The sequence below is a fragment of the Bradyrhizobium sp. HKCCYLRH2047 genome (genome assembly GCF_051168175.1).
GTDB lineage: Bacteria > Pseudomonadota > Alphaproteobacteria > Rhizobiales > Xanthobacteraceae > Bradyrhizobium.
This window is the reverse complement of sequence record NZ_JBNPUM010000021.1, coordinates 39,588-65,296: the sequence shown is the minus strand read 5'-3', so window position 1 is coordinate 65,296 and position 25,709 is coordinate 39,588. Positions and strand designations below refer to the sequence as shown.

Below are 25,709 nucleotides of genomic sequence, written 5' to 3'. Positions count from 1 at the left end.
GGCGCATGGGCGTCGTCGTCATCGGCCAGAGCCCGCGCCCCGCGATGGAAGCCGAGATCGCAGCCGTGCTGTCTCACGGCACGACCATCGAATTGCGCGGCGCGCTCGACGGCATGAGCCGCGGCGAGATCGATCGCATCCCGCCGGTCGACGGCGCCGATGCGCTGTTCACCTTGCTGCCCAACGGTGACAACGTGCGCATCAGCAAGAAGGCGGTCGAGGGCCGGGCCAATGCACAGCTCGCGAAATTTCGGCACGACGGCATCGACGTCGCGATGCTGGCCTGTACGGGCAAGTTTCCCAACCTCGCGCCAGAAGGGCTCGTGATCCTGCCCTCGGCAGTGCTGCACAAGATGGTGGAAGCCGTGCTGCCGAGGGGCCGGCTCGGCGTGTTCTCGCCGCTGGCCGAGCAGACCGCGCTGATCGCCGGCAAATGGCAGCGTGATCACGTCGAGGTGGTGGGCGTCACGCTGCAACCGGGCTCCGATGACGCGGCCGTCGACGCCGCGGCGCGCGCGATGGCGGCCAAGCAGCCCGACCTCGTCGTGCTCGACTGCATGAGCTACACCAGCGCCAACAAGGCCCGCGTCCGCCGCCATTATTCCGGGCCCGTGATCCTGTCGATCGCCGCAGCCGCCCGCATTGTCGAGGAACTGTTGTCGTGAGCGGGGTGGAATTGAAGACGATCAGTCTCGACGACATCGAGGCGCTCGCGGTCGGCGCCTGGATCCTCGGCACCGGCGGCGGCGGCAGTCCCTATCTCGGCCTGCTCAACCTGCGTCGGCTCTATGCCGATGGACATCGCGTGCAGATGATGTCGCCGCTCGATCTTGCCGACGACGACTGGATCGCCGTGGTCTCCAACATGGGCGCCCCCTTGGTCGGGCAGGAACGGCTCGCCGACAGCCGCAGCATCGCGCGTGCGGTGCGCATGCAGGAGGAGCTCAACGGCATCACATTTCGCGCCGTGATGTCGGTGGAGATCGGCGGCGGCAACGGCATGCAGGCGCTGATGGCGGCAGCACATCTGAACATCCCCGTGGTCGACGCCGACTGCATGGGCCGCGCCTTTCCCGAGGCGCAGATGACGTCGGTTGCGATCGGCGACCTCAAGCCGTATCCCTGCACGCTCTACGATCCGCGCGGCATCGAGGCCGTCGTGACCAAGGTGCCGAGCTGGAAGTGGATGGAGCGCGCCAGCCGCAAGATCTGCGTCGAGATGGGCTCGATCGCCTCGACCAGCAAGGCGCCGCGCACGGGCCGCGAGGTCAAGGACTGGGGCATCCATTTCACGACCACCAAGGCCATCACGATCGGCCGCGCGGTCGAGGCCGCCAACCGCAGCCACCAGGATCCGATCGCCGCGATCCTCGATTGCGAGGGTGGCCAGCGGCTGTTCAGCGGCAAGATCGTCGACGTCGAGCGCCGCACCACCGAGGGCTTCCTGCGCGGCTCTGCCGTCGTGGAGGGCAGCGACGATGACCGCGGCACGCGCCTGAAGCTGTCGTTCCAGAACGAGTGGATCGTGGCCTGGCGCGATGGCGAAGCCATCGCGATGTCGCCGGACCTGATCTGCGTGCTCGACAGCGTCAACGGCCACGGCATCGGCACGGAGACGGTGCGCTACGGCCAGCGCGTCACCGTGATCGCGCTGCCGGCGCCTGCCGTGCTGACGAGCCCGCGCGGACTCGAATTCGTCGGCCCCCGCGCCTTCGGTTACGACCTCGATTTCCGGTCGCTGTTTGCGCCCCCTGGAGCATAGTGAATGAAGCGGATTGGCATTGACGTCGGTGGCACCAACACCGACGCCGTCCTGATTGCCGACGACCAGGTCGTTCACTCCGTCAAGGCTGCGACCACCGCCGACGTGACCTCCGGCATCCTCGCGGCGCTGAAGGCGCTGCGAGAAAATCCCGCAGCGGCCGTACCGGTCGATGCGGTCGTGATCGGCACCACGCATTTCATCAATGCGGTGGTGCAGCGGCGGCACCTGCAGAAGATCGGCGCGATCCGCATCGGAATGCCGGCCTCCGCCTCGCTGCCGCCGTTCTGCGACTGGCCGGGCGACCTCGCCGCGCTGGTCAGCGGCAAGACCTTCATGCTCGAAGGCGGCCATGACTATGACGGCCGCCCCTTCATGCCGCTCGACACCAACGGCCTGAGGGCCGCCGCGCGCGCGATCAAGGCCAAGGGCCTGCGCGCGGTCGCGGTCGCCTCGTCGTTCTCACCGCTCGATCCGAGCTGTGAGAACATCGCGCGCGAGATCCTCGCCGAGATCTGCCCTGATGTGGCCGTCACGCTCTCGCACGACCTCGGCCGCATCGGACTGCTCGAGCGCGAGAACGCCGCTTTGCTCAACGCCGCGCTGCACGACCTCGCGGTCACGACGGTCGCCGCCTTCCGCAAGGCGATCGCGGAGTCCGGCATCGATGCGCCGCTGTTCCTGACGCAGAACGACGGCACCGTGATGCAGGCGGAGATCGCGACCGCCTTCCCGGTCATGAGCTTCGCCTCCGGCGCCACCAACTCCATGCGGGGCGCCGCGTATCTGTCCGGCCTCGACGACGCCATGGTCGTCGACGTCGGCGGCACCACCAGCGACATCGGCCAGCTCCGCCACGGCTTTCCGCGCGAGGCCAACGCCGTCGTCGAGGTCGGCGGCGTCCGCACGCTGTTTCGCATGCCCGATCTGCTCTCGATCGGGCTCGGCGGCGGCAGCCACGTCACGCAGGATCCGGTCCGTGTCGGCCCGCTCAGCGTCGGATACCGGCTGACATCCGACGCGCTGGTGTTCGGCGGCGACCAGCTCACCGCGACCGACATCGCGGTCGCAGCGGGGCTGATCGACATCGGCGACCGATCGCGCGTCGCGCATCTGCCGAAAAGCCTGATCGACGCCGCGCTCGCCGACGCCCACCGCAAGCTCGAAGGCGACATCGACCGCATGAAGACCGAGGCGGGCGACGTGCCGCTGCTCGCGGTCGGCGGCGGCGCCTTCCTGGTGCCGGAGCGCCTCGCCGGCATCTCCACCATCGTCCGCGTCGACCATGGCGACTGCGCCAATGCGGTCGGCGCCGCCATCGCCCAGGTCTCCGGCGAGGCCGACCAGGTCTTCCGCGACATGACCCGCGACGAGGCCATCGCGGCGGCGCGGGCCATCGCCGAGGTGCGCGCCGTGCAGGCCGGCGCCGACCGCGACACGCTCAAGACGGTCGACGTCGAGGACATGCCGATCGCCTACCTCCCCGGCAACGCGCTCCGCGTCCGCGTCCGCGTCGCCGGCGCCATCGCCGAGCCGACCATCGGCGCGGCGGCGTAGTCCACGATCATCACGCCAGCTCGGCGATCCGCTCGACCCCGGCCTCCGCGCCCTGCGCCTTGGCCGCCGCCATCGAGCCGCCGAGGTCGATGCCCCGGCAGGCGTTGTCGACGATGATGGCCGCAAAGCCGAGCCGCCGCGCATCGACCGCCGAATAGTGCACGCAGAAATCGGTGGCGAGACCGACCAGGAAAACCCGCTTCAGGCCGCGCTCGCGCAGGTATCCGGCGAGGCCCGTGGGCGTGGTCTTGTCGTTCTCGAAGAACGCCGAGTAGGAATCGATCGCGGCGCGAAAGCCCTTGCGGATGATGAGCTGCGCCTTGTCAGTCGCGAGCCCGGCATGGAAGGCGGCGCCCGGCGTGCCCTGGATGCAGTGGTCCGGCCAAAGGGTCTGCGGCCCGTAGGGCATCGTGACGCTTTCGAACGGCGCCTTGCCCGGGTGGCTCGAGGCGAACGAGCTGTGTCCCGCCGGGTGCCAGTCCTGGGTCAGGACGACGTGATCGAACATCCCGCTCAGCCGGTTGATCACCGGCACCACGGCATCGCCGTCGGCCACGGCGAGCGCACCGCCGGGACAAAAATCGTTCTGCACATCGATGATGAGCAGCAAATCCTCGTTGGCCCTGATCTGCATTCCTGCCTGCATCCGTTTCACGCGAGCTCCATCAAGGATGGCCCCAGGCCGCGGCGATCTCAAGCCGGGTCGCCGAATAATCCGCGGCCAGCCAGTCCCTCCATTTTGGAATCCCTGCTCTGCAGGCCGGGCCTGGAAACGCCCGCCGATTCATGGATTCTCCCGGCGGGAGAGAATGGCCGATGCCGACTGCCGTCAAACACCGCTCCGCGAGCCAGCGTCTCGAGCGCTGGGCGGTCGCCACCCTGCGCGAGGCCGGCGCGATCGTCGAATGCGAACGGCACGGCTGGATGCGCGAACGCGGCGACCCGGAAGCGCTGGCGCGGGCGCTTTGCGTCGCACGCGACGATCCACCACCCGGGCTGTGCAGTTCGGACGCGCTCGCGGCCATCGAGGACGTCCTGGCTGCGACCGGCGACACCTGTCCTGATTGTTCACGGCACGGAGAGCCGGAAGATCCGCCGCGATTCAAATAAGTGATTCCGCGGCTACCCCAAGATGCCCTAGCCTGAGGCCTCCACCGGGAGACGCCATCATGCAGAAGCATCCGGTCCCATGGCTGCTGCGCAAGCCATGCCCGACCTGCGGTCGCGCGCTCGCGGTGCGCGAGGGCAAGGGCGAACGTCGCCAGCTTGTTTGTCCAACCTGCGACGGGCCCGATCCGCTGCACTCGCCCAAGGCGCTCGGCTGGGCGAGGGGATCGCTTCGGCCGCCGCAGCGGCCGAAGCAGCGTTGACGTCACTTGCGCGTCAGCTTGCGCTCGACCTTGTTGCGGCTGTTGCCGACCTTCTTGACCGCCTTCTTCACTGCGGACGCCGAGCGGCCGCTCTTCTTGGCTTCGTAGCGGACTTCGTAGTCCTGTCCACCCGCGACGCGGGCGCGATCCTGCTTGCGGCCGCGCGCGGACTTTGCGGCGGATGTCGTCTTCTTCGCTTTCACTGCCATGGTGCATCTCCTTGTCAGCGCGCAACGCACGACGCAGCGAAGCGGTTCCGCCGATGAGGAAGACCCATCGCGTCGATCAGCCGAGGTCGAACCTGACGCCCTGCGCCAGCGGCAGGCTGCGGCCGTAGTTCACGGTGTTGGTGGCCCGGCGCATATAGGCCTTCCATGAATCCGAGCCGGACTCGCGGCCGCCGCCGGTCTCCTTCTCGCCGCCGAACGCGCCGCCGATCTCGGCGCCCGAGGGGCCGATATTGACGTTGGCGATGCCGCAATCGGAGCCGCGCGACGACACGAACAGTTCGGCCTCGCGCAGATCATTGGTGAAGATCGAGGACGACAGGCCCTGCGGCACCGCATTGTGCAGCTCGATCGCGGCATCGAGATCGCGATACGGCATCACGTAGAGGATCGGCGCAAACGTCTCGCGCTCGACCGGGCCGCATTGTACGTCGATCTCGACCAGCGCCGGCCGCACGTAATAGGCCTCCGCGCAGCCACCGACCGCGACGCGCTCGCCGCCGAACACGCGGCCGCCGTGATCCCGCGCGGCGCTCAGCGCATCCTGCATGGTCTCAAAGGCGCCGCGGTCGATCAGCGGTCCGATCAGCGTGCCCTGCTCCAGCGGATTGCCGATCGCCACCGAGGCGTAGGCCTGCTTCAGCCGCGGCACGAGCTGGGCGTAGACGTCGGCATGCACGAACAGGCGGCGCAGGCTGGTGCAGCGCTGGCCGGCGGTGCCCATCGCCGCGAACGCCACGGCGCGCAGGGTGAGATCGAGGTCGGCCGTGGGCGTGACGATCGCGGCATTGTTGCCGCCGAGCTCGAGGATGGCGCGGGCAAAGCGGCCGGCAAGACAGGCGCCGACGACGCGGCCCATGGCGGTCGATCCGGTCGCCGACACCAACGGCACCCTGGCATCGTCGACCAGCATCTCGCCCACCGCGCGGCCGCCGAGCAGCAGGCCGGCGAGCCCCTCCGGGGCCTCGCCGCCCTCGCGGCGATAACGCCGCAGCGCGCGCCCCAGCAGCGCGTCGGTCGCGAGCGCGGTCAGCGGAGTCTTCTCCGACGGCTTCCAGACGACGCTGTTGCCGCACACCAGCGCCACCGCCGCATTCCAGGCCCACACCGCCACCGGAAAGTTGAAGGCCGAGATCACGCCGGTGACCCCCAGGGGATGCCAGGTCTCCATCATGCGGTGCTCGGCGCGCTCGGTGGCGATGGTCAGGCCATAGAGCTGGCGCGACAGGCCGACGGCGAAGTCGCAGATGTCGATCATCTCCTGGACCTCGCCGAGTCCCTCGGAGACGATCTTGCCGGCCTCGATCGAAACCAGGCGGCCGAGCGCGGCCTTGTGGGCGCGCAGCTCCTCGCCGAACAGCCGCACCAGTTCGCCGCGCTTCGGCGCCGGCTTGAGTCGCCACTGCAGGAACGCGGCATGCGCGCGCGCAATCACCGCCGTCGCGTCCGCCCTGCTGTCGTCATGCACATGGGCCAGCACCTCGCCGGTCACGGGCGAACGGGCGGTGCGCGTCCCGCCGCGCAGCCGCACCGGCGCAACGCCGAGCGAGGTCAGGATCTCGGCCGTTTCCGCAACGAGTATCAGGGGCGATGCTTGGCTGGGCGACATATGCAACTCCGGATTGTCCCTTGCGCCGGTGCACGCGAGACGTCATGAATGGTCCATCGTAAACGCCCCCGTGTAGATCAAATCCGGCTGCGGCGCGAGCACCCGCGCGCTGGGCAAACCGCCACTGGAGCCGATCGCCTATCCGCTCCCGCGAGTCGTTATCTCTCACGCTCGTTGCCCGCGTCGCGCCCTCCGGATGGGCCATGAGTCGCGCATCGGTGCGATCCCGCGACGCGGCGCGCCCGGGCTGATGGGATCGACGAACCCTCGCGAAACACGAGGGCGCAGGGAATGCCGGGAGCTGGCCGCCCCCATGGCCCGCCTGCGAAAAAAATGCAGGCGGCAGGAACCACAGGTTCAGCCGAGACATCCCGGCATTCCCCGCGCGATGGTCTTCACGCTTATATCGTGATCTCCCCGGTGTACGGCTGTTTAGCCACCGTCGCCCTCGGGATCATCGCCCGACGGCTTGGCGCCAGCGTCGCGGCGCCAGGACCACACGACTTCACGTCCGCAAGCTGCCGTTCGTCCGCGTGCAAGCACGCTGCGGCAGGCAAGCGGCCATCGCCTCCCCGCCTCACGTGTCGTGACGATCGCGATACGCCCCTCGTGGCGAAGCAGGATGGACGCAGTAGAGCACATTTTCTGGTAAAGCGAAAGCCATTTCTTCTCGGCGGTCAGAGTTTGCTCCATACCGCCAGCTGCGCCATACCGCTGCCACATCCCATCCTGCGAAGGACATAGCCACTATCTGTGAAATCGGAAGCCTGCAGCGTTTCCTGAAGTCCACTTCCCTGCCGTCACAGATCGTGGCCCGCCCCACCCCGATCGACAAAGTGAGCGGCATAGTTGCCCAGTCGGCAACTTCTACTTTTCCTGAATCCGATTGAGATAGTCTATTATGGCAAGAATTCGCGCTCTCGCAATACTATCCGGATCAAATGACGATGCATCGGCTCCAGAGCTCAACTGCGTCGCTTGACTTGGCCGATACCGATACCCCCAAATGGGCATATCTCGCGTACCATGCGCCAGGATTGCCTGCCTGCCATCGATCACTTCGTAGGTACTACTAACCGGAAACACTCCATTATTCTTCTTGGCAATCGCCGTAAGATCGGACGGAACCGATTTCAGCTGCGTGCTCACCGGTCCGCCCCCCTTACCATCGGCTCCATGGCAAGGAGCACATGACATGGCAAAATCGGACTTGCCCGCATCTTGAGCCCAACAAGCGGCAACCATCGCAACCGTTGCAACTGCCACAGCGAAACACTGTCCTGTAGATCGCATGGTGCACCCCTATTTTTCCGAACCTGAGACATCCGTTCTACCTAAACAAAACACTTGAACGCTGATCTTCTGACCAATCTCTGCGACGTCTGCCGATGACAACTCCTGAGCACTTTTCGTCGCTGCCGAGATCTCCGGAGAGACTCCCCGACGATTGAGGAAATTGACGACAATCTGCGATACAATCGCGAAGTTTATTAGTTCTGGAATGTCCCTGCCAGCCTTCATCATGGCCAATGCATTCAATTTGCTATCCACGATTCCGACAACACGCCCCGACATGTCGAGCAACGGTCCACCGCTATTGCCACTTTGCACGGGAGCGGAGGTCTGCAAAAACCTCGTATCGTTCCCTAGGCCGGTCAACGCCGTAACGTCCCCAGTCGTGAAATTGCCAACGCTCGGGAGCAAGCCTGCAAGCGGAAATCCGAATGCAGCAACCCTGTCTCCAAGACGCGCCTGGAGGCTGAACGAAGCAACAGCGGCATTGCCCATATCGGTCCTCAGCAAAGCCAGATCATTCGCATCATCCTGACCATACACCGTAGCCGCATACTCTGCTCTGTCGGCATAGCGAACCTTGATCGGGCTCGTGCAGCCGCTCACAACGTGATTGGCCGTAACGATCACCCCGCGGGCGACAAAAAATCCCGTTCCCGTTATCACGGAAACTTCGCTTGGCTTGGCTCGCGACCGATGATCTTCTACGCACTGCTTGATCGACCTCACTATACTGATGGCGTCTTGCATGTTGAGCAGAGCAAGACTTTGCCCGGCATCAGTCCGAATCCCCAGAAAGCCCGCCGTAATCACACTTGCCATGAACTCGTCCTTGAGCGGACCGACGCTCAGGACACCATCTGAGACGTCAAAAGTCGCGTCGAACTCCCTCGTCGTGACAAGTTGAAGACGAATCTGGGTCTTGTTCGCGGTCAGATCCCTCCACTTTGGATTGATCACTAACAGCCCAAATCCTCTTTCATCCTCTCGAGCAGCTTGAACGAATCCCAGGCCAACGGCCGTTCCATCCGTGAACGTCGCCTTTGCAATACAGATACCTGCTTGTTGATCGTATCCTAGCGACCACCCACTGGTCGGGGCGCTCTTTCGTGGATGATCATGCACGCACCGCCGAATCGCATTGATCGCGTTGGCAGAGTCCTGCATACTTACGATTGCGATTGACTGCTTACTTTCGTTCTTTATTGAGATTGACCGCGCATCAGCAACACTCTGGACAAATTCCTCACTGAGTTGCTTAACCATTATGACTCTCTCGGAAACCTCGAAATTTCCCTCCCATTCACTCGTAGTCGTTATGAAAAGATGGATCTTGTTTCGCTTTCCCAGCGCCCCGTCCCATTTAGGATTCGCAAACGCCAGGGACCAAGCGGATTCTTTATCACTCACAGCCAACGTTACTAATAAGGTTGTACTGTCTGCAAAGGCGATTCCTGCGTAGCAGGCGTTTATCTCTTCGGTCTCGTCGTATCTGATTGACCACCCGCCAACGCGAGCATACTCGCCCGAATCTGCCCGAGCCGCAGGCTGCTGGAGGAACTGCAGCGCGACGAAGGCCAGGGTCGCTATTGCGAGCCGGCAGTGTTTGCTAAATGACTTGAGGGAAAAGTCCATGCAGGAGCCTCCCTGACAACTCAGGTCACTATTCAATTTTAGCGTGCACTAGTATTGCTACCCTATCTTTGATCCAGCTCAATGGTTAGAACGCAAAGGCGTTCCATATGATTGCGGGACTCCGCGGTCTCAGTTGTCATCCCAACACTCCATGCACGACGGTTTGGCGCTTGATCTCGTCATACTCCTCGGGCCAGGAGATTGCCGGCACCATCGCGCGCTACTGATCTTGCGAGCACAGTTCTCGTCTCGCCCCTCAATAGCCATGAGGGTTGCCGTCAGGAGAGCAACGAGCCGCCGTTCGCCGCCGCTCTCGGCGAAAACCTCGCTCTGGGCGAGCGTCAGCGTCCGGCCTGATTTGACAACCCTGCCCTCGGCGACGATGCGCTGGCCCACGGCTGGAGCCACCAGATCGATCTTGAACTCGGTGGTTAGAACTGCGCGGTCCGCGGGCATCATGCTGAGCGCCGCATAGCCTGCAGCCGTGTCCGCGATGGCGCTGACGGTTCCGGCGTGAACGAACCCGCGCTGCTGCGATATCTCCGGCCTGGGCGTGAGTAGGACCATCGCCTCCCCGCCTCACGTGTCGTGACGATCGCGATACGCCCTTGTGGCGAAGCAGGATGGACGCAGTAGAGTAAAATTTCTTATAAAGCGAACGAATTATTGGAGCGCCGCAGCGACCGAAGGTCGTGCATGACACGTCTTGCGTTCGTGATCGTCGAGGAGAACTGTTGAAGCGGGTCTCGCAACAAAGATCATTGCGGCCCTTTCCGCCTCGATATACCAACGTCGCATGTGTCCTCGCGAGAGACAATCAGCATGACGATCGAGACCTGGCTCGCATTTGCCGGAACGTCCATCATCCTCCTGGTGATCCCGGGGCCGACGGTTCTGCTGGTGGTCTCCTATGCGCTGGGCCAGGGATGGCGAACCGCGCTGCCGACGGCCGTCGGCGTCGCGCTGGGCGACTTCACCGCCATGACCTTGTCCATGCTGGGCGTCGGCGCGCTGCTGGCGACCTCGGCGCTGCTGTTCACCGTGCTGAAATGGATCGGCGCGGCCTATCTCGTCTGGCTCGGGATCAAGCTGTGGCAGGCCGGCGGCGCGCTCAACGCCGTGCCGCGGACCGACCGAACCTCGGCGCTGAAGATGCTCGGTCACGCCTGGATCGTCACGGCGCTGAACCCGAAGAGCATCACCTTCTTCGTCGCGTTTCTGCCGCAATTTCTCAGTCCGAACGGCAGCTTCCTCACGCAGATGGTCGTGTTCGAATCGACCTTCGTCGTGCTCGCCTTCGCCAACGCCGTCGGCTATGCGCTGATCGCCTCGCGCGCCCGCGCGCTCGTACGGAGCGAGAAGGTGATCAGCATCTTCAACAAGGCGGGCGGCACCCTTCTGATCGGTGCGGGCGTCGCCGCCGCGGCGGCGCGGACGGCGCAGAACTGAACGGGCCGCGAGCTTTCGGCGGAATGTCGCCGGCCACATCGGCTGACAACGCCCGCGAGGCATCGTCCAGGTTTCAGCAGCGCGCAGGTCAGGCTATATTGCCGCCGTCACCTGTCATCGAGCAGGCTCTGCCATGGCCGACACGCCCCCATCCAGTCCCGAGCTCTGGCCGTCGCTCCAGCACGAGGCCCGGCGCATCGCTGCGGCCGATCCCGTGTTCAGCCGCATCCTGTCGGCTGCAATCCTCGACCATTCTGATCTCGGCAGTGCCGTCGCGCAGCAGATTGGCGTCCGCATCGGCAGCGGCGATGCCGCGCGCGCCCGGTTTGCCGCGGTCGCGCGCGAGGCGTATGCCGCCGCGCCTGAGCTCGTCGAGGCGGCGGGTCACGACCTCGGTGCGATCGCGACGCAGGATCCAGCGACGACGGCGCTGCTGCCGCCCCTGCTGAACTACAAAGGCTACGTCGCACTGCAGGCGCATCGCGTCGCGCACTGGCTCTGGAGCAACGGGCAGCCCGACCTGGCGCTACTGCTGCAGGCGGACACGTCAACGTCGCTGCAGGTGAGCATCCATCCCTCGGCGCGGCTCGGCACCGGGATGTTTCTCGATCATGCCACCGGCATCGTCATCGGCGCCCACAGCAGCATCGGCGACGACGTCACCATCCTGCAGAACGTCACGATCGGACGACACGACGCGCTGCCCGGCCGCGCCCCGCGGATCGGCCGCGGCGTGCTGCTCTCCTCGGGCGCGACCGTGCTGGGCGACGTCGCGATCGGTGATTTTGCCAAGATCGGCGCCGGAGCACTCGTTACGTCCGATGTGCCGGCTGGCTGCACGGCCGTGGGCACGCCGGCCCGGCTGACGAACTGCCCGGAGCAGCCGATCCCGGCCTGACCACGACTGCTCGGCCGGCAAGGCTCTACGGCAATGTTTCGAGCTTGGCCGCGGTGACGGAGATCAGGTCGCGGATCTTGTCGCACTCGGCCGCAAGCGATGCGAGGGCCGGATCCGACCTGATGCACCGGTCCAGATTGTCGACCGCGCTTCGCCAAGCCTCCAATTCGCGCCGCAGCCGTCCGATCTCGCTGGTGACCACCGCATCGCTCAGCCGTTCTGCTTTCGCGCCGATGATCCGCAACGAGGCCCGGGCGGGAAATGCGAGGATATCAGCCACGGATCGCCCCGATGAGAAAGGTGGAATTCGGCGAAGACGACAGGCGCACGACGCGCGGGGCGGCGGCATTGCCTGCAACCGCGCGGCGGCCTGGATTGACAAGCCACCGCGCGCTCGGCGCTTTCCGGTCCGGCCTCAAGCCGCCGCGCGTTCGGCCAGGGCCTGAGCCTCGGCCGCGGCACGCGCCATGCTCGACGACATCTCGCTCGTCACCGTGCTCTGCTCCTCGACGGCGGCCGCCGTCGACGTCACATACTCGCTGACGTTCTGGATCGCCTGCTTGATCGAACTCAGGGACGTGACGACGCCCCCGGAGATGTTGTTGAGGCTGTCGATCTCGGTCGCGATCTTGTCGGTGGCGGTCTTCGCCTGGGTGGCCAGGTTCTTGACCTCGGATGCGACGACGGCGAAGCCCCTGCCCGCTTCGCCGGCCCTGGCGGACTCGATGGTGGCATTCAGCGCCAGCAGATTGATCTGGCCGGTGATGTTGTGGATCATCTCGACGATGCCGCTCATCGACTGGGCGGCATCGGAGAGCCGCTGCGCCTGCGCGTCGGCCGAGGTGACACGGTCCACCGCGCCCATGGCGGTCTCGCGCGACTTCGTCATGGCTTCGGAAATCTCGCGCACGGACGCGTTGAGCTCCTCCGCGCCCGCCGCCACCGATTCCATCATGGCGCGCACGCGCTCGTTGCCCATGCGAACGAAGACCTGCCGGGTGACGTCGGTGGCGTATTTGACCACCTTGAACGGCTTGCCGTTGAGGTCGAGGATCGGATTGTAGGAGGCCTGGATATAGACCTCCCGGCCGCCCTTGCCGATGCGCTTGTACTCGGCCGACTGATACTGGCCGCGGTTCAGGCTCGCCCAGAAATCGCGGTAGGCGCCGCTCTCCCGCTCGGACGGTTCGACGAACATGCTGTGATGCTTGCCCTGGATCTCGGCCAGGGTGTAGCCGAGCGCGCGCAGGAAGTTGTCGTTCGCGGTGATGACCGTGCCGTCCATGTTGAACTCGATCACCGCCTGCGACTTGCCGATGGCCTCGATCTGCCCGGCGAGGTCGGCGTTCTTCAGCTTCTGCGCGGTGACGTCGGTCGCGAACTTCACGACCCCGATCGGCCTGCCCGCCGCATCGAGCACCGGATTGTAGGTGGCGAGGATCCATACCTCCTTGCCGCCCTTGCCGATGCGCTTGTACTCGCCGCCCTGGTATTCGCCGCGATTGAGCGCAGCCCAGAACTCGCGATAGGCTTGGCTGTCGCGCAGCGCGGGTTCGACGAACATGCTGTGATGCTTGCCCTGGATCTCGTCGAGGCGATAGCCCAGCGCATCCAGGAAATTCTTGTTGGCACCGACGATGGTGCCGTCGAGCTTGAACTCGATCATGGCCTGCGCGCGGTCGATGGCGGCAAGCTTGGAGCCATCGGCCATGCTGCGCAGCTTCTTCTCGGTGATGTCGGTCGCGAACTTGACGACCTTCACCGGTTTGCCGGCGCTGTCGAGGACGGGATTATAGGACGCCTCGATCCAGATTTCGCGACCGCCCTTGCCGATGCGCTTGAACTCGGCGGCCTTGAGCTCGCCGCGGCTCAGCGCCGCCCAGAACTCGCGGTAGGCGGCGCTGTCGCGTTCGGAAGGCTCCACGAACATGCTGTGATGCTTGCCCTGGATTTCGTCCAGCTGATAGCCGAGTGCGTTCAGGAAATTCTTGTTCGCGGTAATGATGGTGCCGTCGAGCTGGAATTCGATCACCGCCATCGCGCGACTGATTGCTGCAAGCTGTGCTTCCGCGTCCGAGCGGCTGTTCGATCGAAACAACAAGGTAACCTCCAGATGAATAGTTCGTTTGCAGATAGCCGGCGGCGATGACGATCGTCCCGCGCGCCCGGCGACATGTCTGCGCAAAAATTGATGCAACTTGTTCCAGTCTCGTTAAAGCGCGTTGATAAACTCCGGCTTTTCCGTAATTCTACCGCTGTGACATGACGCCCGACATACAAGGACGGCGCGCGGAAGCTGCGCTGCGGCCCCCGAAGCGTCGGCAATCGGCCGTGCGGCGCGAAGATCGCGGGGCGTCAAGTCGGTCGATCGCATGTCTGCCGCAGCTGCTGCGGCAGACAGCGGCTGCGGGACCAGGCGGCCGAGCGTCGCCTGGTTGGCGCGCAGCTCCTCTCCGAGCAACCGCACCAGCTCGCAACACTTCGGCACCGGGGCAACCGCCAATGCAAGAACGCCCGATGCGCGCGGGCGATCACCGCGCTCCATCCGCGCCGGTGTCGTCATGCACCTGGGCCGGCGAGCCTCGATCGGCGGCGGTCCCGTTGGACAGCAGCGCTAGACCGCCTCGACCACCGCCTTCAAGGCGTCAGAGACCTTTGTGGCGAGCGTCGCAAGCGCCGCGTTCTCGATGGCCTGCATCGAGGCGACGGGATTCACGGCAGCGACCTCGACCTTCCCGCCGATCTCCTGGACGATGACGTTGCAGGGAAGCATGGTGCCGATCCGGCTCTCCGCCTGCAATGCCTCATGCGCCAGCTTCGGATTGCAGGCGCCCAGAATGATGTAGGGCCGAAAGTCGGCGCCGATCTTCTCGCGCAGCGTCGCCTGCACATCGATGCGGGTCAGAACGCCAAAGCCGCGTGCCTTCAGCTCCGCGGTCACCCGCTCGATCGCTGCGTCGAACGATAGATTCACCGCTTTGGCAAAATAGTAGCTCATGTTCGCCTCTTTCCGGCTGGTCTGCCGCCGCGTCAACACGGTTCGTCGCGCGCGGCCATGGGATCTCCCGGCGGCACTGTTGCGCGTCCGTGCGGCGTGCACTTGATCGAGATCAGCGAAATGGCCGCACGTGCCGGACTCGCGGCGGCGCAGGCCAGGCCATCACGCTGTTTTGACGCCGGTCATTGCGGCCCGCGCATGAACGCCTGCATCTCTTCCGGGGTCAACTTGCCGTCCTTGTTGCTGTCCATGGCCCTGAAGATGCGCTCATGCGTCGCCTGGAATTCCCGCAGCGAGATCTTGCCGTCGCCGTCGGCGTGACGGCGGGGCGGATCACGCTGCGCCGATCCGCCCCGCCCGTTTCGATCTACCGGCCGCAATGACAGTCTCGCGCGCCGGTTTCCTCATATTCATCGTGCAGGCGCACCCAATCGGAGAGATTGCCGCGGCCGGTCTCGTTGCGGCCCTTGGGCGTGAGATCGAGATAGTGATAGGCGCCGATCAGCGGATCGCCGCCGCGGGAGCGGACCTGGAAGGTGCAGAAGATGTTGCCGGCGTCGTCCTTGGTGAACACGGTCAGGCCCGGGAGCTCGGGCGACCTGCGCGTCAAGGGTGCGAAATTGTAGACGGCCTTGCCCGTCACGATCTGCTCGTCCGAGAACGAGACCTGAAAGTCGAAGTTGAAATCACCGCCCTCGGATGACACCCAGTCGAACGTCCAGCCCATGCGCGCCTTGAACGGCGCGATCTCGGCGAGCGGCGCACGCGAGACGACGACCAGGCTGACGTCGTGATGGCGAAGGTGCTGGTTGGCGCCGTCGATGTGGTCGCACAGAAACGAGCAGCCGGGACAGCGGTGCGGATCGCCCGGCGCCATCATGAAATGATAGACGATCAGCTGGCTCCGTCCCTGAAACAGGTCAGCCAGGCTCACGGGTCCATCCGCCGCCTGGAAGACATAGTCCTTCTCGACCCGGACCCACGGCAGCGCCCGGCGGGCGGCAGCCAGCGCATCGCGCTGCCTGATGAAGGCCTTCTCCTGGGTGAGGTGGGCGCGATGAGCTTCGGTCCATTCGTCCGCGGTGACTATTCTGGGGGTCATGTCTGGAGTCCTCCGTATCCTTCGCAGAGGACGATGCAAGGCTCGGCGGCCCGACACCGACGCCATCTATTTTGTCGGCAGGTCATCGCAGCGCGGCCGGGTGCAGCGAACCGCGGATCGACTGGACAAGGCCAGCTTCGGGCGTCCCCGCTCCGGGTCTCAGACCGGCGCGCGCGCTCGACCTGATCCACCGTCTGCTCCCGTCCGTTTCAGGGCGGCCATGACAGACGTGTCGGATCAGAGCAGTGACTCCCGCAGCGGCCGGACCGAGCCGGCGCGCTGCCGCAGCTGCGGCCAACCGGCGCGCGCGGTTCAGAGCATCCTGAACCCGCGAACCGGCGAAGCGGCGCGTCTGTTCAACTGTACCGCCTGCGGATCTGTCAATTGGATGGACGACCGGCGGTGAGCAACCGGTTCGGTCGCGACTGGCTGCCGGCAAAAAAATCTGACCCGCGAGGAACAAACCCGCATTCAGCCGTTTTCGATGATCGCGGGCTTCCCCGCTTCGAGCCGGCGGCAGAGAGATGATCGTGCTCCCACTGCCCGTGCAGCGAAGTTTGGCACATCGCTCTCCGGTCCTGCGGACCCTGCCTCAAGTCGATGGTCTTGACCTTCGCCATCGCGAATGGCTTCCCATGCATCCGATGACGATCCTGATCCGCCGGTTGCGGAACGGCACCGAGCTGAACACCACCGACATCGCGGCCATCGAGGCGCTTCCCATCGTGTTGAAGATGGTCGAGCCTGAAACGCTCATCGTCATGGAAGGCGATCGGCCGCATGCATGCTGCCTCATCGTGAACGGCTTCGCTTACCGCTCCAAGGTCACCGAGACGGGCAAGCGCCAGATCCTGTCGTTCCATATTCCAGGAGACATTCCCGATCTGCAGTCTCTGCTGCTCAACACGATGGACCACGATCTCGTCACGATCTCCGCGGCGACGCTGGGCTTCATCGACCACGCCGACCTGTCGGCCCTGATCGACACACATCCCGCCGTCGCCCGCGCGCTTTGGCGCATGACCCTGGTCGATGCAGCGGTCTTCCGCGAGTGGATCCTGAACCTCGGCGTTCGCTCGGCAGCGGCCCGCATGGCGCATCTCGTGGCCGAGCTGCGACAACGCCTGGCGGAGGCCGGTCTCGTCGCCGACAACGAGTATCAGTTCCCGATCACGCAGGCTGCGCTCGCCGAGGCGCTCGGGCTCAGCACGGTGCATGTGAACCGGGTGCTTCAGGAGTTCCGCAGTCAGGGTGTTCTGGACATCCGCAGGAACGTTGTCACAATGTTCGATCTTGAGAAGGTCGTGGCTGCTGGAGGGTTCGATCCTGCGTATCTCCACCAGATCAACGGTTCCTGCCCTGGGTGACGGCAGATCAGGACGAACGCGATGCGCTTCTACGTGACAAGTCCTGGTGAGATGCGCGGGGACGGTGTCGATTTCGACGACATCGAGACGGTGCTGATGCAGACGGCGGACACCGCGCTTGCAATCGCGCGCGACCGGCTCGATCCCTTCTCCACGAACGTCCACCTGGAGGTCAGCTCCGATGACGGCCGGGTCGGGCATGTTACCGTCTCGGTGCTGATCGAGCGCCATTGAGAGCGCGGGCCGATGAAAGGTCCAGAGGCGCAGCTCCGTATCAGGAGATGCGCGCCTGCGACCAGACGTGGCCCATCTTCACCGCGTCGAGCGCGGCGGCCAGCTCATCGATGCGATACGGTTTCGACAGGATGCGGACGCCGGCCTCCTTGGCGGCGTGAACGGCAGCGCCGGAATAGCCGCTGGTCAGCAGGATCGGCATGTCGCCGCGCCGCTTCTGAATCTCGCGTGCCAGCTCGACACCATTCATGCCCCCCGGCATCATGACGTCGGAGAACACGAGGTCGACCGTGCGCCCGTCGGCGAGCGCGCCGAGCGCGGCTGCCGCGCTGGAGGCGCGGGTCACCTCATAGCCGAGCTGGCGCAGCATCTCGCCGACCAGGGCCGCGACCTCGTCGTCGTCCTCGACCAGGAGAATGCGGCCCTCATCATGCTGGCGCGCCCGCGGCCGCTGCAGATCGAGGAGATGGTGCTGCTGCCTGGACGCCGCCTGCGCCGATCGCGGAAGGTACAGCGCAATCGTCGTGCCCTTGCCCACCTCCGAGTCGATGCGGACGGTGCCGCGCGACTGGGTGACGAAGCCGTAGACCTGGGCGAGGCCGAGGCCTGAGCCCTTGCCGACATCCTTGGTGGTGAAGAACGGCTCGAACACACGCACCCGAACGTCGTCCGTCATGCCGGTGCCGGTGTCGATCACGGAGAGGCGGACATAGTCGCCGGCCAATTCGTCGTCCTGCAGATGTCGCAGGTTCTCGGCCCGGACCAGGATCGTGCCGCCGGCCGGCATCGCATCGCGGGCGTTGACGGCGAGATTGAGCACCACGAGCTCGAGCTCGCCGGGATCGACCGCGACGGGCCACAGCGCGTCGGGAAAATCGAACTCGACGTGCACGTCGCCGCGCAGGCTGCGGTCGAGCAGCTCGCGCATGCCGTCGATCTGGCGGGCGATGTCGACCGGCTCGGGCCGCAGCTCCTGCCGGCGCGAGAACGCCAGCAACTGCCGGGTCAGGCTCGCGCCGCGCTGCGCCGCCTGGATCATGCCGTCCATCAGGCGGCGGCGCCGCGCCGGGTCGCTCTGGCGGTCGAGCATGTCGAGGCCGCCGGAGATCACCATCAGCAGATTGTTGAAGTCGTGCGCCACGCCGCCGGTCAGCCGGCCGATGGCCTCGATCTTCTGCGCCTGGCGCAGCGTCTCCTCGACCCGTGCGCGCTCGGCCATCTCGATGCGAAGATGCTCGTTCGACTCCGCGAGCGCCCGGGTCCGCTCGACGACGAGCTGCTCGAGCTGCTGCGCCGCCTGCTCGCGCGCCTGGATCAGTGCGCGGATCTGGTATTGGCGGCGCCGCGCCCGCAGCGCCGATTGAACAGCGCTTGTGAGCGTGATCGGCTGAATCGGCCGTTCGAGCAGCGAGACATTGCGCAGCGCGCCGACCAGATGGCGCCGCCAGGTCACGACTGCACGCTGTTCGCGGTGACTGGTGAGGACGATGAAGGGCAGGTCGGACCAGGCCGGCTGGCGTTCGACCCACTGCGTGAGGGGAGCGGTGTCCTGGGCAAACAGCCCTTCCTCGGCGACGAAGACCGCGCCGACGCCTGCGCTCATCTCATGGAGCAGATGCGCCAGGTCCGAGCAGACCGTCGTCTCGATCCTTGCGCTGCGGAGCAGCTCCGCCGATGCCGGCCCGTCCCGCCCGATCGGCGCGAAGACGAGGACACGGTGATCTTGCTCAATGCTCATCCCGCAGTTCCATGTCGGGGAAATCCGTCCCGGTGAAGCGCGGATTGCCGGAGAAGATGCCGCTGAAACCCATGAGCGGCGGGCCGAGGCTGATGCCGGAGCCGCTCAGGCGAAACTCGCGGATGCTGTGCTCGTGGAAACCGCTGCGCTTCTTGACCACCGACAGAGCGCGCCGAACCGTGCCGCCGACCTCGAAATAGCGCAGCATCAGGACGGCATCGCTGAGATAGCTGATGTCCAGCGGCGTATCCATCGGCCCGACCATGCCGTGCTGCGCGAGCACTAGGATCGTCAGCACGCCCTGCTGGGCCAGATAGGTCAAGAGCTCGTGCATCTGCAGGATCAGAAACCGCTCGTCCGGCATCGCGTTGAGATAGCCGTTGAGGCTGTCGATGATGATGACGCGGGCATTGTCCTGCTCGACGCTCTGCCGGACGATGGCGCCGAACTCGCCCGGCGACAACTCGGCCGGGTCGACCTGCTGAAAGCGGATGCGCCCGGAGTCGATGTGTTCATCGAGCGGGAGGCCGAGCGTCCGCGCGCGGGCCTCGACGGTGCCGCGGCCCTCGTCAAAGGCAAAGAATACCGCATGTTCGCCGCGCCTCGCCGCCGCGATCGCATAGATCAGCGCGACCGAGGATTTGCCGACGCCGGCGGCACCGATGAGCAGCGCGTTGGTACCGCGCTCCAGTCCGCCGCCGAGAAGCTGATCGAGTTCGGCATTGCCGCTCGGCGTGACATCGCCCGCGAACGTCCGGTGATGCTCCGCGGCGACGAGGCGCGGAAAGATCTTGAGCCCGCCGGACGCAATGGTGAAGTCATGGTAGCCGCCGCGGAACGCGATGCCGCGCATCTTGATCACGCGCAGCCGGCGGCGCTCCGCGCCGTAGTCGATCGCGAGCTGCTCCAGCATCACGACGCCATGCGCAACCGAGTGCAGCTGCAGGTCGTCCTGGGCCGACGACAGATCGTCGAGCAGGACGACGGTACAGTTGCGCTTGGCGAAGAAGTGCTTCAACGCCAGCACCTGGCGGCGGTAGCGCAGCGGGCTCTGGGCCAGCAGGCGAAGCTCCGACAGGCTGTCGATCACGACGCGGCTCGGATTAATCCGCTCGACCTCGTTGAACATCAGGCTGGTGGTCTCGCTGAGCTCGACCTCGGCCGGATGAAAGACAGTGAGCTCACGCTCGGGGTCGAGCGTCGTTTCCGGCGGCACCAGCTCGAAGATGTCGACGCCGGCCAGCGACCAGCCGTGGCGCCGCGCCACCAGCTCGAGCTCGCGCCGGGTCTCCGACAGGGTGATGTAGAGCACGCGCTCGCCGCAGCTCACGCCCTTGAGCAGGAACTGCAGCGCGATGGTGGTTTTCCCGGTGCCGGGCCGGCCTTCATACAGATACAGGCGATTGGGATCGAAGCCGCCGCCGAGAATGTCGTCGAGGCCTTCGCTTCCGGTCGAAATACGCGGCAGATCCGTGGGCCCGCCCTCGTCGCTTCCGCGAACAGGCTGCTCCGTCATGCAAAAGCTCCGTTATAACAATCGAAACGACGCGGCAGCGAAACCGATAACGCGAGGCTTCGCGACGACCGGATAGGAACACAGTCGCTCCGCCTCCGGTTCCCCAGTTCCATCCCCAGGTCCGCCGGCGTGCAGGACGGACGTCCGACAGGTGTACAGCTGGAGGCCCGACGCGTGCGTGATGCTCGGAGCCGCCCAGCATTTCGCACGGCTGACGCCGATCGCACCCCGCCTTCTCAGCCGACGGCCGATCAGCTGGCCCGGCCCACCGTATCAGCCATCGTGGCGCCGCGGGTGCCGAGCGGCTGTGCAGCGCCGGTGGTGGTGTTGCGCCGGGTCTGATGCTCCAATTCGGCATCGAGCTCGGCACCGATCAGGATCACGATGGCGGAGATCCAGATCCAGGTCATGAAGCCGATGGCTGCGCCGAGCGAGCCGTAGGTCGCGTTGAAGCTGCCGAAATTGGCGGCATACCAGGAAAACAGCGCCGAGCCCGCGAGCCACAGCGCCGCCGCCAGCGCGCTGCCCCAACTGATCCAGCGCCATTTGGGCTCCTCGCGGTCCGGCCCGTAGCGGTAAATCAGGGCCAGTCCGAGCGCGACGCAGATGAAGATCGCGGGCCAGCGGCCGATCCGCAGCACCAGATCGCCGGCCCCGGACATGCCGAGATAGTTCAGCAGCACCGGGAGCACGACGACGGCACCGATGGCGAGCAGCGCGAACAGGATCGCGCCGCCGGTGAACAGCAGCGAAATCGCGTTCAGCTTGATGAAGCCACGCCTCTCGGGTTCGCGATAAACGATGTTGAGCGTGTCGAAGAGCGACTTCATCGCCGCATTGGCGCTCCACAGCGAGATCGCGAGGCTGACGAGGAAGGTGATGCCGAGCGCCTGACGGCCGTTGGCGGAAACGCGCGTCAACTGGTCGCGCGCAATGTCGATGGCGCCGCCGGGCATCAAGCCCTGCAACTGTTCCAGATGTCCGGTGATTTTGGCCGGATCGGAGAACAGGCCGTAGATTGCCACCAGCGCGGCCAGCGCCGGAAAGATCGCCAGCAGGGTGTAGAAGGTCATGCCTGCGGCGAGCGCAACGATCCTGTGCTCGGTGACATTCTCATAGACCCGGAGCAGGACGTCCTTCCAGCCGCGCGCGGGAATCTCCGAGGGCGAACGCGCCAGCCGGCCGTGTCCAGCGCCGGCCCGGCTCGCGCCTCGCGAGCGCTCCGCCTGTTCGGGCCGCTGATCGAAATAGTGGATCAGGAACGCGAACCCGAGCAGAGCCAGCATCCCGCCGGTGCCAGGTGTGCGCGGGCGGCCCGCGAAAACGCTCGAAGAGTCGCGATGGGCGGCGTCTGACGTCTTGGATCGGCGAAACATGGGATCGGTCCATCACCAGCGGCCAAAAAGCAACCGGTGCGGTGGACGAATGTTCCGGCATCACGTCATGACGCGCGTTGCCAGGCTCCGCAACGGTGGGGCTGCCTCAGACCTTCAAGAGGCCAACTCGGGCGCCAACATCCAGACAATTTCGCCGGCCTGTGAACGCGTCGCTGCGGCGCCGACACAAAACAGTTATGTTGCGCGCGAGGAACGGGCCTGCGCACCCTCGCGTTGCAACGGGACTTTTCAACGCAAGGATAAACGCATGCGCCGCCTGTTATTTGCCTCGCTGTCCGCCACCGCCGTCCTCGCGAGCTTCGCCGCGATCTCGCCCGCATCCGCCGCCCAGGACCGCTACTGCCTGCAAGGCAGGATCTGGGGCTATCCGGGCAACTGCCAATTCTCCACCTATCGCCAGTGCCTGGCTTCCGCCTCCGGCACCGATGCCGGCTGCGGCATCAACCCCGCCTACGCCTATGCCCGGCAGCGCGGCTACGACCGACGCTATTGAGCGTGGACCGTTGCGTCAGCCTCTTGCGCGGTGCACGATCAGCGCCATCGATTGAGAGATGGCTAGCGGCGGGATGTCAGGCCCCCGTGCTCCCCCGGCCCTGTTCTATTGCGTCGCGCAACGGCACGATGATCCGTTAGCTGTTGTGGCAAGCCTTACTCCGGCGCCGGCAGTCGCGCGTGCTCTCCTCCTCCGCCGCCCGGCGCACGGAACATTGCGGCTCGCCGTCGCTTATACGGCGACCAATGTCCAATCGGAGGAGGATCATCATGGACGGACTGATTTATCTCGTGGGGCTGATCGTGGTCATCATGGCCGTTCTATCGTTCTTCGGCCTGCGTTGAGACGACGATCATGGCCATGGAAACTGCGCCGGTCGTCGCCTCACCCGTTTCAAGCGCGACGGCCGATAGCTGGACCCTGCAATGGACGCCGGTCGTTGCGGGAGCTTTGACCGCGGCGGCGGTCTCTTCGATCCTGATCAGCTTTGCCATGTCGGTCGGTCTCGGTGTCAGCTCCACCGCGCCGACATGGCGCGACGCCTCGGTGGCGCTCTGGCTCCTGTCCGGACTCTATCTGGTGCTGCAGGCGCTGATCAGCTTCGGCTGCGGCGGCTACATGGCGGGCCGCTTGCGCGCACCGCACGGGCTCGCCGAAAGCGAGGAGACCGAGAAGCGGGACGGCCTGCACGGCGTCACAGCCTGGGCGCTGGCGGTCGTGCTCGGCGCCACCCTGGCCGTACTCGGCGCGTCCGCGGCGACACGGACCCATCCGCTGACTACGCCGGCGACGGCCAATGAACCGTCGATCCTGAGCTATGAGCTCGACCATCTGTTCCGCGCGCCCCGGCGGGTACCCAGCCCGGATGTCGCCCCCGCGCGCAGCGAGGCCGGCCGCATCCTGCTCACGGCGTCGAGCCACAATGGCGTCAGCCCGGAGGATCGCAGCTATCTCGTGCAGCTCGTCACCGGCACGACGGGTCTTGCTGCGCCCGATGCGGAGCGGCGGGTGGACAGCGTGATCGCAGAAGCCAAGAGCGCGATCTCGCATACCCGCGCCGGCACTGTCATCCTGGCGTTCTCGGTTGCCACCGCGCTGCTGCTCGGCGCCGTCGCCGCCTGGGCGGCTGCGGAGAGCGGTGGCCGTCACCGCGACGGCAAGCCTGTCACCGGATGGATGCTGCACGCCAACCGCTTCAGCCGGCGGCGCGACATGTGGCGGCGGCCAATGTCGATGCCGGAATAGAGCACATCAAGACCAGCGAGCGGCCCGGCCCATCGCCGGGCCGCTTCGCGTTGGACCGCCGCCGCGAACGAAGCGCGTGCAATTCAGGCGAGCCGCAGGATCATCAGGTTCGCGTCGCTGCCATAGCTGCCGGTCGGATCGGCAGCGGCTGTCTTGTCGACCGCAAATCCTTGCCTCTCCCAGAATGGCGTCGAGCCGTTGACGGCGATCAAGGACAGCGACTTCAGGCCGAGCGCACGCGCGTGTCGGATCAGCTCCTCGACGATCACGGTCGCCGAGCCGCTGCCGCGGGCCTCGGGCAGCAAGGCGAGATCGTGGATGTAGTAGGTCGACGCAGCCGGCGGAATGCTGCCGATCAGCAGGTTCAAGGCCGGGGGCCGGCCGAGATGCCAGGGATGGCTGAGCACATAGCCGGCGATGCCCGCGCCCGTCCCACGCAGCACGCGGCAGCCATCAGGATGGAGACGCAGGCGCTCCGCGAAAACACTCTTGTCCTCGGGATAGTTCGGGTGCACGCGGGCCGCGATCTCATCGACATCAGCAAGATCGCCCGGCGCCATTGCGCGCCACCTCATGGTCTGGTTCTTTCTCACTCGCCCTTTCTCACTTGGCGAGGGCCAGCCAGCGCTCGCTGGCCGACAGCGCCGTCGGCCACAGCGCCTCCGTCGGCTGCCCCCGATGCAGTGCCTTGCCGACCTCGCAGATCGACATGAAGGCCGCCGAGCGCGCCTCCTCCACCTCGAGCGGCTGCTCCGCGCTCGGGCTGCGGACGAGGCCCATCAGGCCGTTCAACGTCTGCAGTGCCGCTTCCGGCGGGCTCACTTCCGCCGCCCTCAGCGCAGCCACGATCTGCTGCGCCTTTTCCGATTCGGTCATCACGTCAGTCATCGTCTTTTCGTTTGCCCGTGCCTCACGGGAGAACGCTAGCAGCCGGACGAAGGTCGGGCAATGCTCGGGCAGACGGCACTCCAATGCCGAACGCGCGATGCCGACGTGCGATTTCCCGCCGATCCTGGCTCGGCCCTCTTGCGATGCTGCTTTGCCAGCGTCTCGGCCGGCGTGCATTGGCGTCGTGATCTGCAACGCGTTCTTCAGATAGCGCGTTCATTGGCGATCACGACCCCTCGACAAGGCTGAGGCATTGTGATCGCTCTGGCGCATGTCATTTCGCCAAGGATTTCGCCATGTCGAGGTGTTTCTGCAGCACCGGCACGGTCTGCTGGGCGAAGTCCGACAGCGGTGAGTTTGCCGCCGCCTGCTTCTGATACTTCTTGATATCCTCCTGGTGATCGCGAACCATCGCCTGCGCAAACGCCTGGTCGAACCGACCGCCGGACATGCCTTCCAACCGGTTGTAGATGGCCTTCTGCTTCCTGCTCGGCTCGGACGGCACCTTCATCCCGTTCTGGCTCGCAAGCTGCTGCGCCTTCTGCAGATGCTCGCTATGGTCCTGCTGCAAGGCCTGCCCGAACTGCTTGACCTGATCGCTCTGCCCCTTCTGCTGCGCCAGCTTGCCCATGTTCACCTCGGACATGTCGCCCTCGATCGCCTCGGTCATGAAATGCTGATCCTTGGCGGGCGACCGGCCCTTCGGAGCGGCGACCGCGCCGCCGGCCACCAACACGGTCACGGCAGAGGCGGCCAGGGCAATTCGGATTGCTCTCGCCTGATGGTTGTGGATCATCCTGCTCATCGTTGATCTCCGAGGGGTTCGACTCCTGATCGTCGCGACGGCAAGAGCCTTACCCGACGATCGTTCCTAAGCCCCGCGCGGCAACCCTGCAGAATGCTTCCGCGCGCAACGACGCGGCGGGTTCCA

The 25,709-nt window shown here is 65.6% G+C and carries 27 protein-coding genes and 1 pseudogene; 11 read left to right on the top strand and 17 right to left on the bottom strand.

What is annotated here, in order from left to right; all coding sequences use genetic code 11:
• The first annotated feature begins 5 nt into the window (after positions 1–5).
• Genes ACQR1D_RS30855 through ACQR1D_RS30845 form a run of 3 tightly spaced genes read left to right on the top strand, consistent with a single transcriptional unit; the run spans position 6 to position 3,319 of the window.
• Positions 6–665 (top strand): AroM family protein, encoded by a 660-nt coding sequence (locus ACQR1D_RS30855; protein WP_434840390.1) that lies wholly within the window; start codon positions 6–8, stop codon positions 663–665.
• Positions 662–1,762, top strand: coding sequence for a DUF917 domain-containing protein (locus tag ACQR1D_RS30850; protein ID WP_434840389.1), 1,101 nt, complete (start codon positions 662–664; stop codon positions 1,760–1,762). The genes ACQR1D_RS30855 and ACQR1D_RS30850 overlap by 4 nt, the downstream gene beginning before the upstream one ends.
• Positions 1,763–1,765: 3 nt before the next feature.
• Entirely contained in the window at positions 1,766–3,319 is a 1,554-nt protein-coding gene (locus ACQR1D_RS30845) for a hydantoinase/oxoprolinase N-terminal domain-containing protein (protein WP_434873950.1), read from the top strand.
• Between the two features lie 10 nt (positions 3,320–3,329).
• On the opposite strand, the gene pncA is transcribed toward ACQR1D_RS30845, so the two are convergent.
• Entirely contained in the window at positions 3,330–3,965 is a 636-nt protein-coding gene (gene pncA, locus ACQR1D_RS30840) for a bifunctional nicotinamidase/pyrazinamidase (protein ID WP_316178473.1), read from the bottom strand.
• 170 nt (positions 3,966–4,135) lie between these two features.
• On the opposite strand from pncA, the gene ACQR1D_RS30835 reads away from it, so the two are divergent.
• Both ACQR1D_RS30835 and ACQR1D_RS30830 read left to right on the top strand, forming a co-directional pair.
• Positions 4,136–4,429, top strand: coding sequence for a hypothetical protein (locus tag ACQR1D_RS30835; RefSeq protein ID WP_316217241.1), 294 nt, complete (start codon positions 4,136–4,138; stop codon positions 4,427–4,429).
• A 59-nt stretch (positions 4,430–4,488) separates the two neighbouring features.
• Positions 4,489–4,689 (top strand): hypothetical protein, encoded by a 201-nt coding sequence (locus tag ACQR1D_RS30830; protein ID WP_434873951.1) that lies wholly within the window; start codon positions 4,489–4,491, stop codon positions 4,687–4,689.
• A gap of 2 nt (positions 4,690–4,691) precedes the next feature.
• Here ACQR1D_RS30830 and ACQR1D_RS30825 read toward each other — a convergent pair whose 3' ends face one another.
• From ACQR1D_RS30825 to ACQR1D_RS30805, 5 genes are all read right to left on the bottom strand, one after another.
• On the bottom strand, positions 4,692–4,898 hold the full coding sequence (locus ACQR1D_RS30825) for a DUF3606 domain-containing protein (RefSeq protein WP_316178301.1): 207 nt from the start codon (positions 4,896–4,898) through the stop codon (positions 4,692–4,694).
• Positions 4,899–4,974: 76 nt separating this feature from the next.
• On the bottom strand, positions 4,975–6,525 hold the full coding sequence (amaB, locus tag ACQR1D_RS30820; protein ID WP_434873952.1) for an L-piperidine-6-carboxylate dehydrogenase: 1,551 nt from the start codon (positions 6,523–6,525) through the stop codon (positions 4,975–4,977).
• A gap of 867 nt (positions 6,526–7,392) precedes the next feature.
• Positions 7,393–7,722, bottom strand: coding sequence for a hypothetical protein (locus ACQR1D_RS30815; RefSeq protein WP_409997924.1), 330 nt, complete (start codon positions 7,720–7,722; stop codon positions 7,393–7,395).
• A 105-nt stretch (positions 7,723–7,827) separates the two neighbouring features.
• Complete coding sequence (locus ACQR1D_RS30810; protein WP_434894260.1) at positions 7,828–9,453, bottom strand: S1C family serine protease; 1,626 nt, start codon at positions 9,451–9,453, stop codon at positions 7,828–7,830.
• A 129-nt stretch (positions 9,454–9,582) separates the two neighbouring features.
• On the bottom strand, positions 9,583–10,020 hold the full coding sequence (locus tag ACQR1D_RS30805) for a PaaI family thioesterase (RefSeq protein WP_434873955.1): 438 nt from the start codon (positions 10,018–10,020) through the stop codon (positions 9,583–9,585).
• A gap of 255 nt (positions 10,021–10,275) precedes the next feature.
• Between ACQR1D_RS30805 and ACQR1D_RS30800 the strand changes: the two genes are divergently transcribed.
• Together ACQR1D_RS30800 and ACQR1D_RS30795 are read left to right on the top strand one after the other, a co-directional pair.
• Complete coding sequence (locus ACQR1D_RS30800; RefSeq protein WP_434873956.1) at positions 10,276–10,902, top strand: LysE family translocator; 627 nt, start codon at positions 10,276–10,278, stop codon at positions 10,900–10,902.
• A gap of 133 nt (positions 10,903–11,035) precedes the next feature.
• A complete protein-coding gene (locus ACQR1D_RS30795; protein WP_316238290.1) occupies positions 11,036–11,800 on the top strand; it encodes a serine O-acetyltransferase in 765 nt (254 codons plus the stop codon).
• A 25-nt stretch (positions 11,801–11,825) separates the two neighbouring features.
• On the opposite strand, the gene ACQR1D_RS30790 is transcribed toward ACQR1D_RS30795, so the two are convergent.
• From ACQR1D_RS30790 to ACQR1D_RS30770, 5 genes and pseudogenes are all read right to left on the bottom strand, one after another.
• Positions 11,826–12,044: a hypothetical protein gene (locus tag ACQR1D_RS30790; RefSeq protein WP_316238289.1), complete on the bottom strand. Its 219-nt coding sequence runs from the start codon at positions 12,042–12,044 to the stop codon at positions 11,826–11,828.
• Positions 12,045–12,215: 171 nt separating this feature from the next.
• A complete protein-coding gene (locus tag ACQR1D_RS30785) occupies positions 12,216–13,838 on the bottom strand; it encodes a methyl-accepting chemotaxis protein (RefSeq protein ID WP_434873957.1) in 1,623 nt (540 codons plus the stop codon).
• A gap of 576 nt (positions 13,839–14,414) precedes the next feature.
• Positions 14,415–14,798 (bottom strand): DUF302 domain-containing protein, encoded by a 384-nt coding sequence (locus tag ACQR1D_RS30780; RefSeq protein ID WP_434873958.1) that lies wholly within the window; start codon positions 14,796–14,798, stop codon positions 14,415–14,417.
• 182 nt (positions 14,799–14,980) lie between these two features.
• Positions 14,981–15,115, bottom strand: a pseudogene (locus ACQR1D_RS30775) (EF-hand domain-containing protein); the annotation flags it as partial.
• Between the two features lie 50 nt (positions 15,116–15,165).
• Positions 15,166–15,900 carry a DUF899 domain-containing protein gene (locus ACQR1D_RS30770; protein ID WP_315802257.1) on the bottom strand — a complete coding sequence of 245 codons (735 nt, stop codon included), beginning with the start codon at positions 15,898–15,900 and terminating at the stop codon, positions 15,166–15,168.
• A gap of 644 nt (positions 15,901–16,544) precedes the next feature.
• On the opposite strand from ACQR1D_RS30770, the gene ACQR1D_RS30765 reads away from it, so the two are divergent.
• Both ACQR1D_RS30765 and ACQR1D_RS30760 read left to right on the top strand, forming a co-directional pair.
• On the top strand, positions 16,545–17,267 hold the full coding sequence (locus tag ACQR1D_RS30765; RefSeq protein ID WP_434840382.1) for a Crp/Fnr family transcriptional regulator: 723 nt from the start codon (positions 16,545–16,547) through the stop codon (positions 17,265–17,267).
• A 21-nt stretch (positions 17,268–17,288) separates the two neighbouring features.
• Positions 17,289–17,501, top strand: coding sequence for a hypothetical protein (locus tag ACQR1D_RS30760; RefSeq protein WP_434840381.1), 213 nt, complete (start codon positions 17,289–17,291; stop codon positions 17,499–17,501).
• A gap of 40 nt (positions 17,502–17,541) precedes the next feature.
• Here ACQR1D_RS30760 and ACQR1D_RS30755 read toward each other — a convergent pair whose 3' ends face one another.
• The 3 genes from ACQR1D_RS30755 to ACQR1D_RS30745 all read right to left on the bottom strand — a co-directional run bounded on the left by ACQR1D_RS30755 (position 17,542) and on the right by ACQR1D_RS30745 (position 22,041).
• The gene (locus tag ACQR1D_RS30755; RefSeq protein ID WP_434840380.1) at positions 17,542–19,239 is read right to left on the bottom strand and encodes a response regulator; all 1,698 of its coding nucleotides are present in this window, start codon (positions 19,237–19,239) and stop codon (positions 17,542–17,544) included.
• Positions 19,229–20,755, bottom strand: a complete 1,527-nt coding sequence (locus ACQR1D_RS30750; RefSeq protein WP_434894261.1) for an ATPase domain-containing protein — start codon at positions 20,753–20,755, stop codon at positions 19,229–19,231. Before ACQR1D_RS30750 ends, ACQR1D_RS30755 begins: the two co-directional genes overlap by 11 nt.
• 251 nt (positions 20,756–21,006) lie before the next feature.
• Complete coding sequence (locus ACQR1D_RS30745; RefSeq protein ID WP_315802254.1) at positions 21,007–22,041, bottom strand: YihY/virulence factor BrkB family protein; 1,035 nt, start codon at positions 22,039–22,041, stop codon at positions 21,007–21,009.
• A 358-nt stretch (positions 22,042–22,399) separates the two neighbouring features.
• Between ACQR1D_RS30745 and ACQR1D_RS30740 the strand changes: the two genes are divergently transcribed.
• Both ACQR1D_RS30740 and ACQR1D_RS30735 read left to right on the top strand, forming a co-directional pair.
• Positions 22,400–22,645, top strand: coding sequence for a DUF3551 domain-containing protein (locus ACQR1D_RS30740; RefSeq protein WP_315802253.1), 246 nt, complete (start codon positions 22,400–22,402; stop codon positions 22,643–22,645).
• 354 nt (positions 22,646–22,999) lie between these two features.
• Positions 23,000–23,890 carry a hypothetical protein gene (locus tag ACQR1D_RS30735; protein WP_434894262.1) on the top strand — a complete coding sequence of 297 codons (891 nt, stop codon included), beginning with the start codon at positions 23,000–23,002 and terminating at the stop codon, positions 23,888–23,890.
• An 83-nt stretch (positions 23,891–23,973) separates the two neighbouring features.
• On the opposite strand, the gene ACQR1D_RS30730 is transcribed toward ACQR1D_RS30735, so the two are convergent.
• From ACQR1D_RS30730 to ACQR1D_RS30720, 3 genes are all read right to left on the bottom strand, one after another.
• Positions 23,974–24,465 (bottom strand): GNAT family N-acetyltransferase, encoded by a 492-nt coding sequence (locus tag ACQR1D_RS30730; protein WP_315802251.1) that lies wholly within the window; start codon positions 24,463–24,465, stop codon positions 23,974–23,976.
• A gap of 28 nt (positions 24,466–24,493) precedes the next feature.
• Positions 24,494–24,766, bottom strand: coding sequence for a hypothetical protein (locus ACQR1D_RS30725; protein WP_315802537.1), 273 nt, complete (start codon positions 24,764–24,766; stop codon positions 24,494–24,496).
• A gap of 286 nt (positions 24,767–25,052) precedes the next feature.
• Positions 25,053–25,583 (bottom strand): DUF4142 domain-containing protein, encoded by a 531-nt coding sequence (locus ACQR1D_RS30720; protein WP_434894263.1) that lies wholly within the window; start codon positions 25,581–25,583, stop codon positions 25,053–25,055.
• Positions 25,584–25,709: the final 126 nt, after the last annotated feature.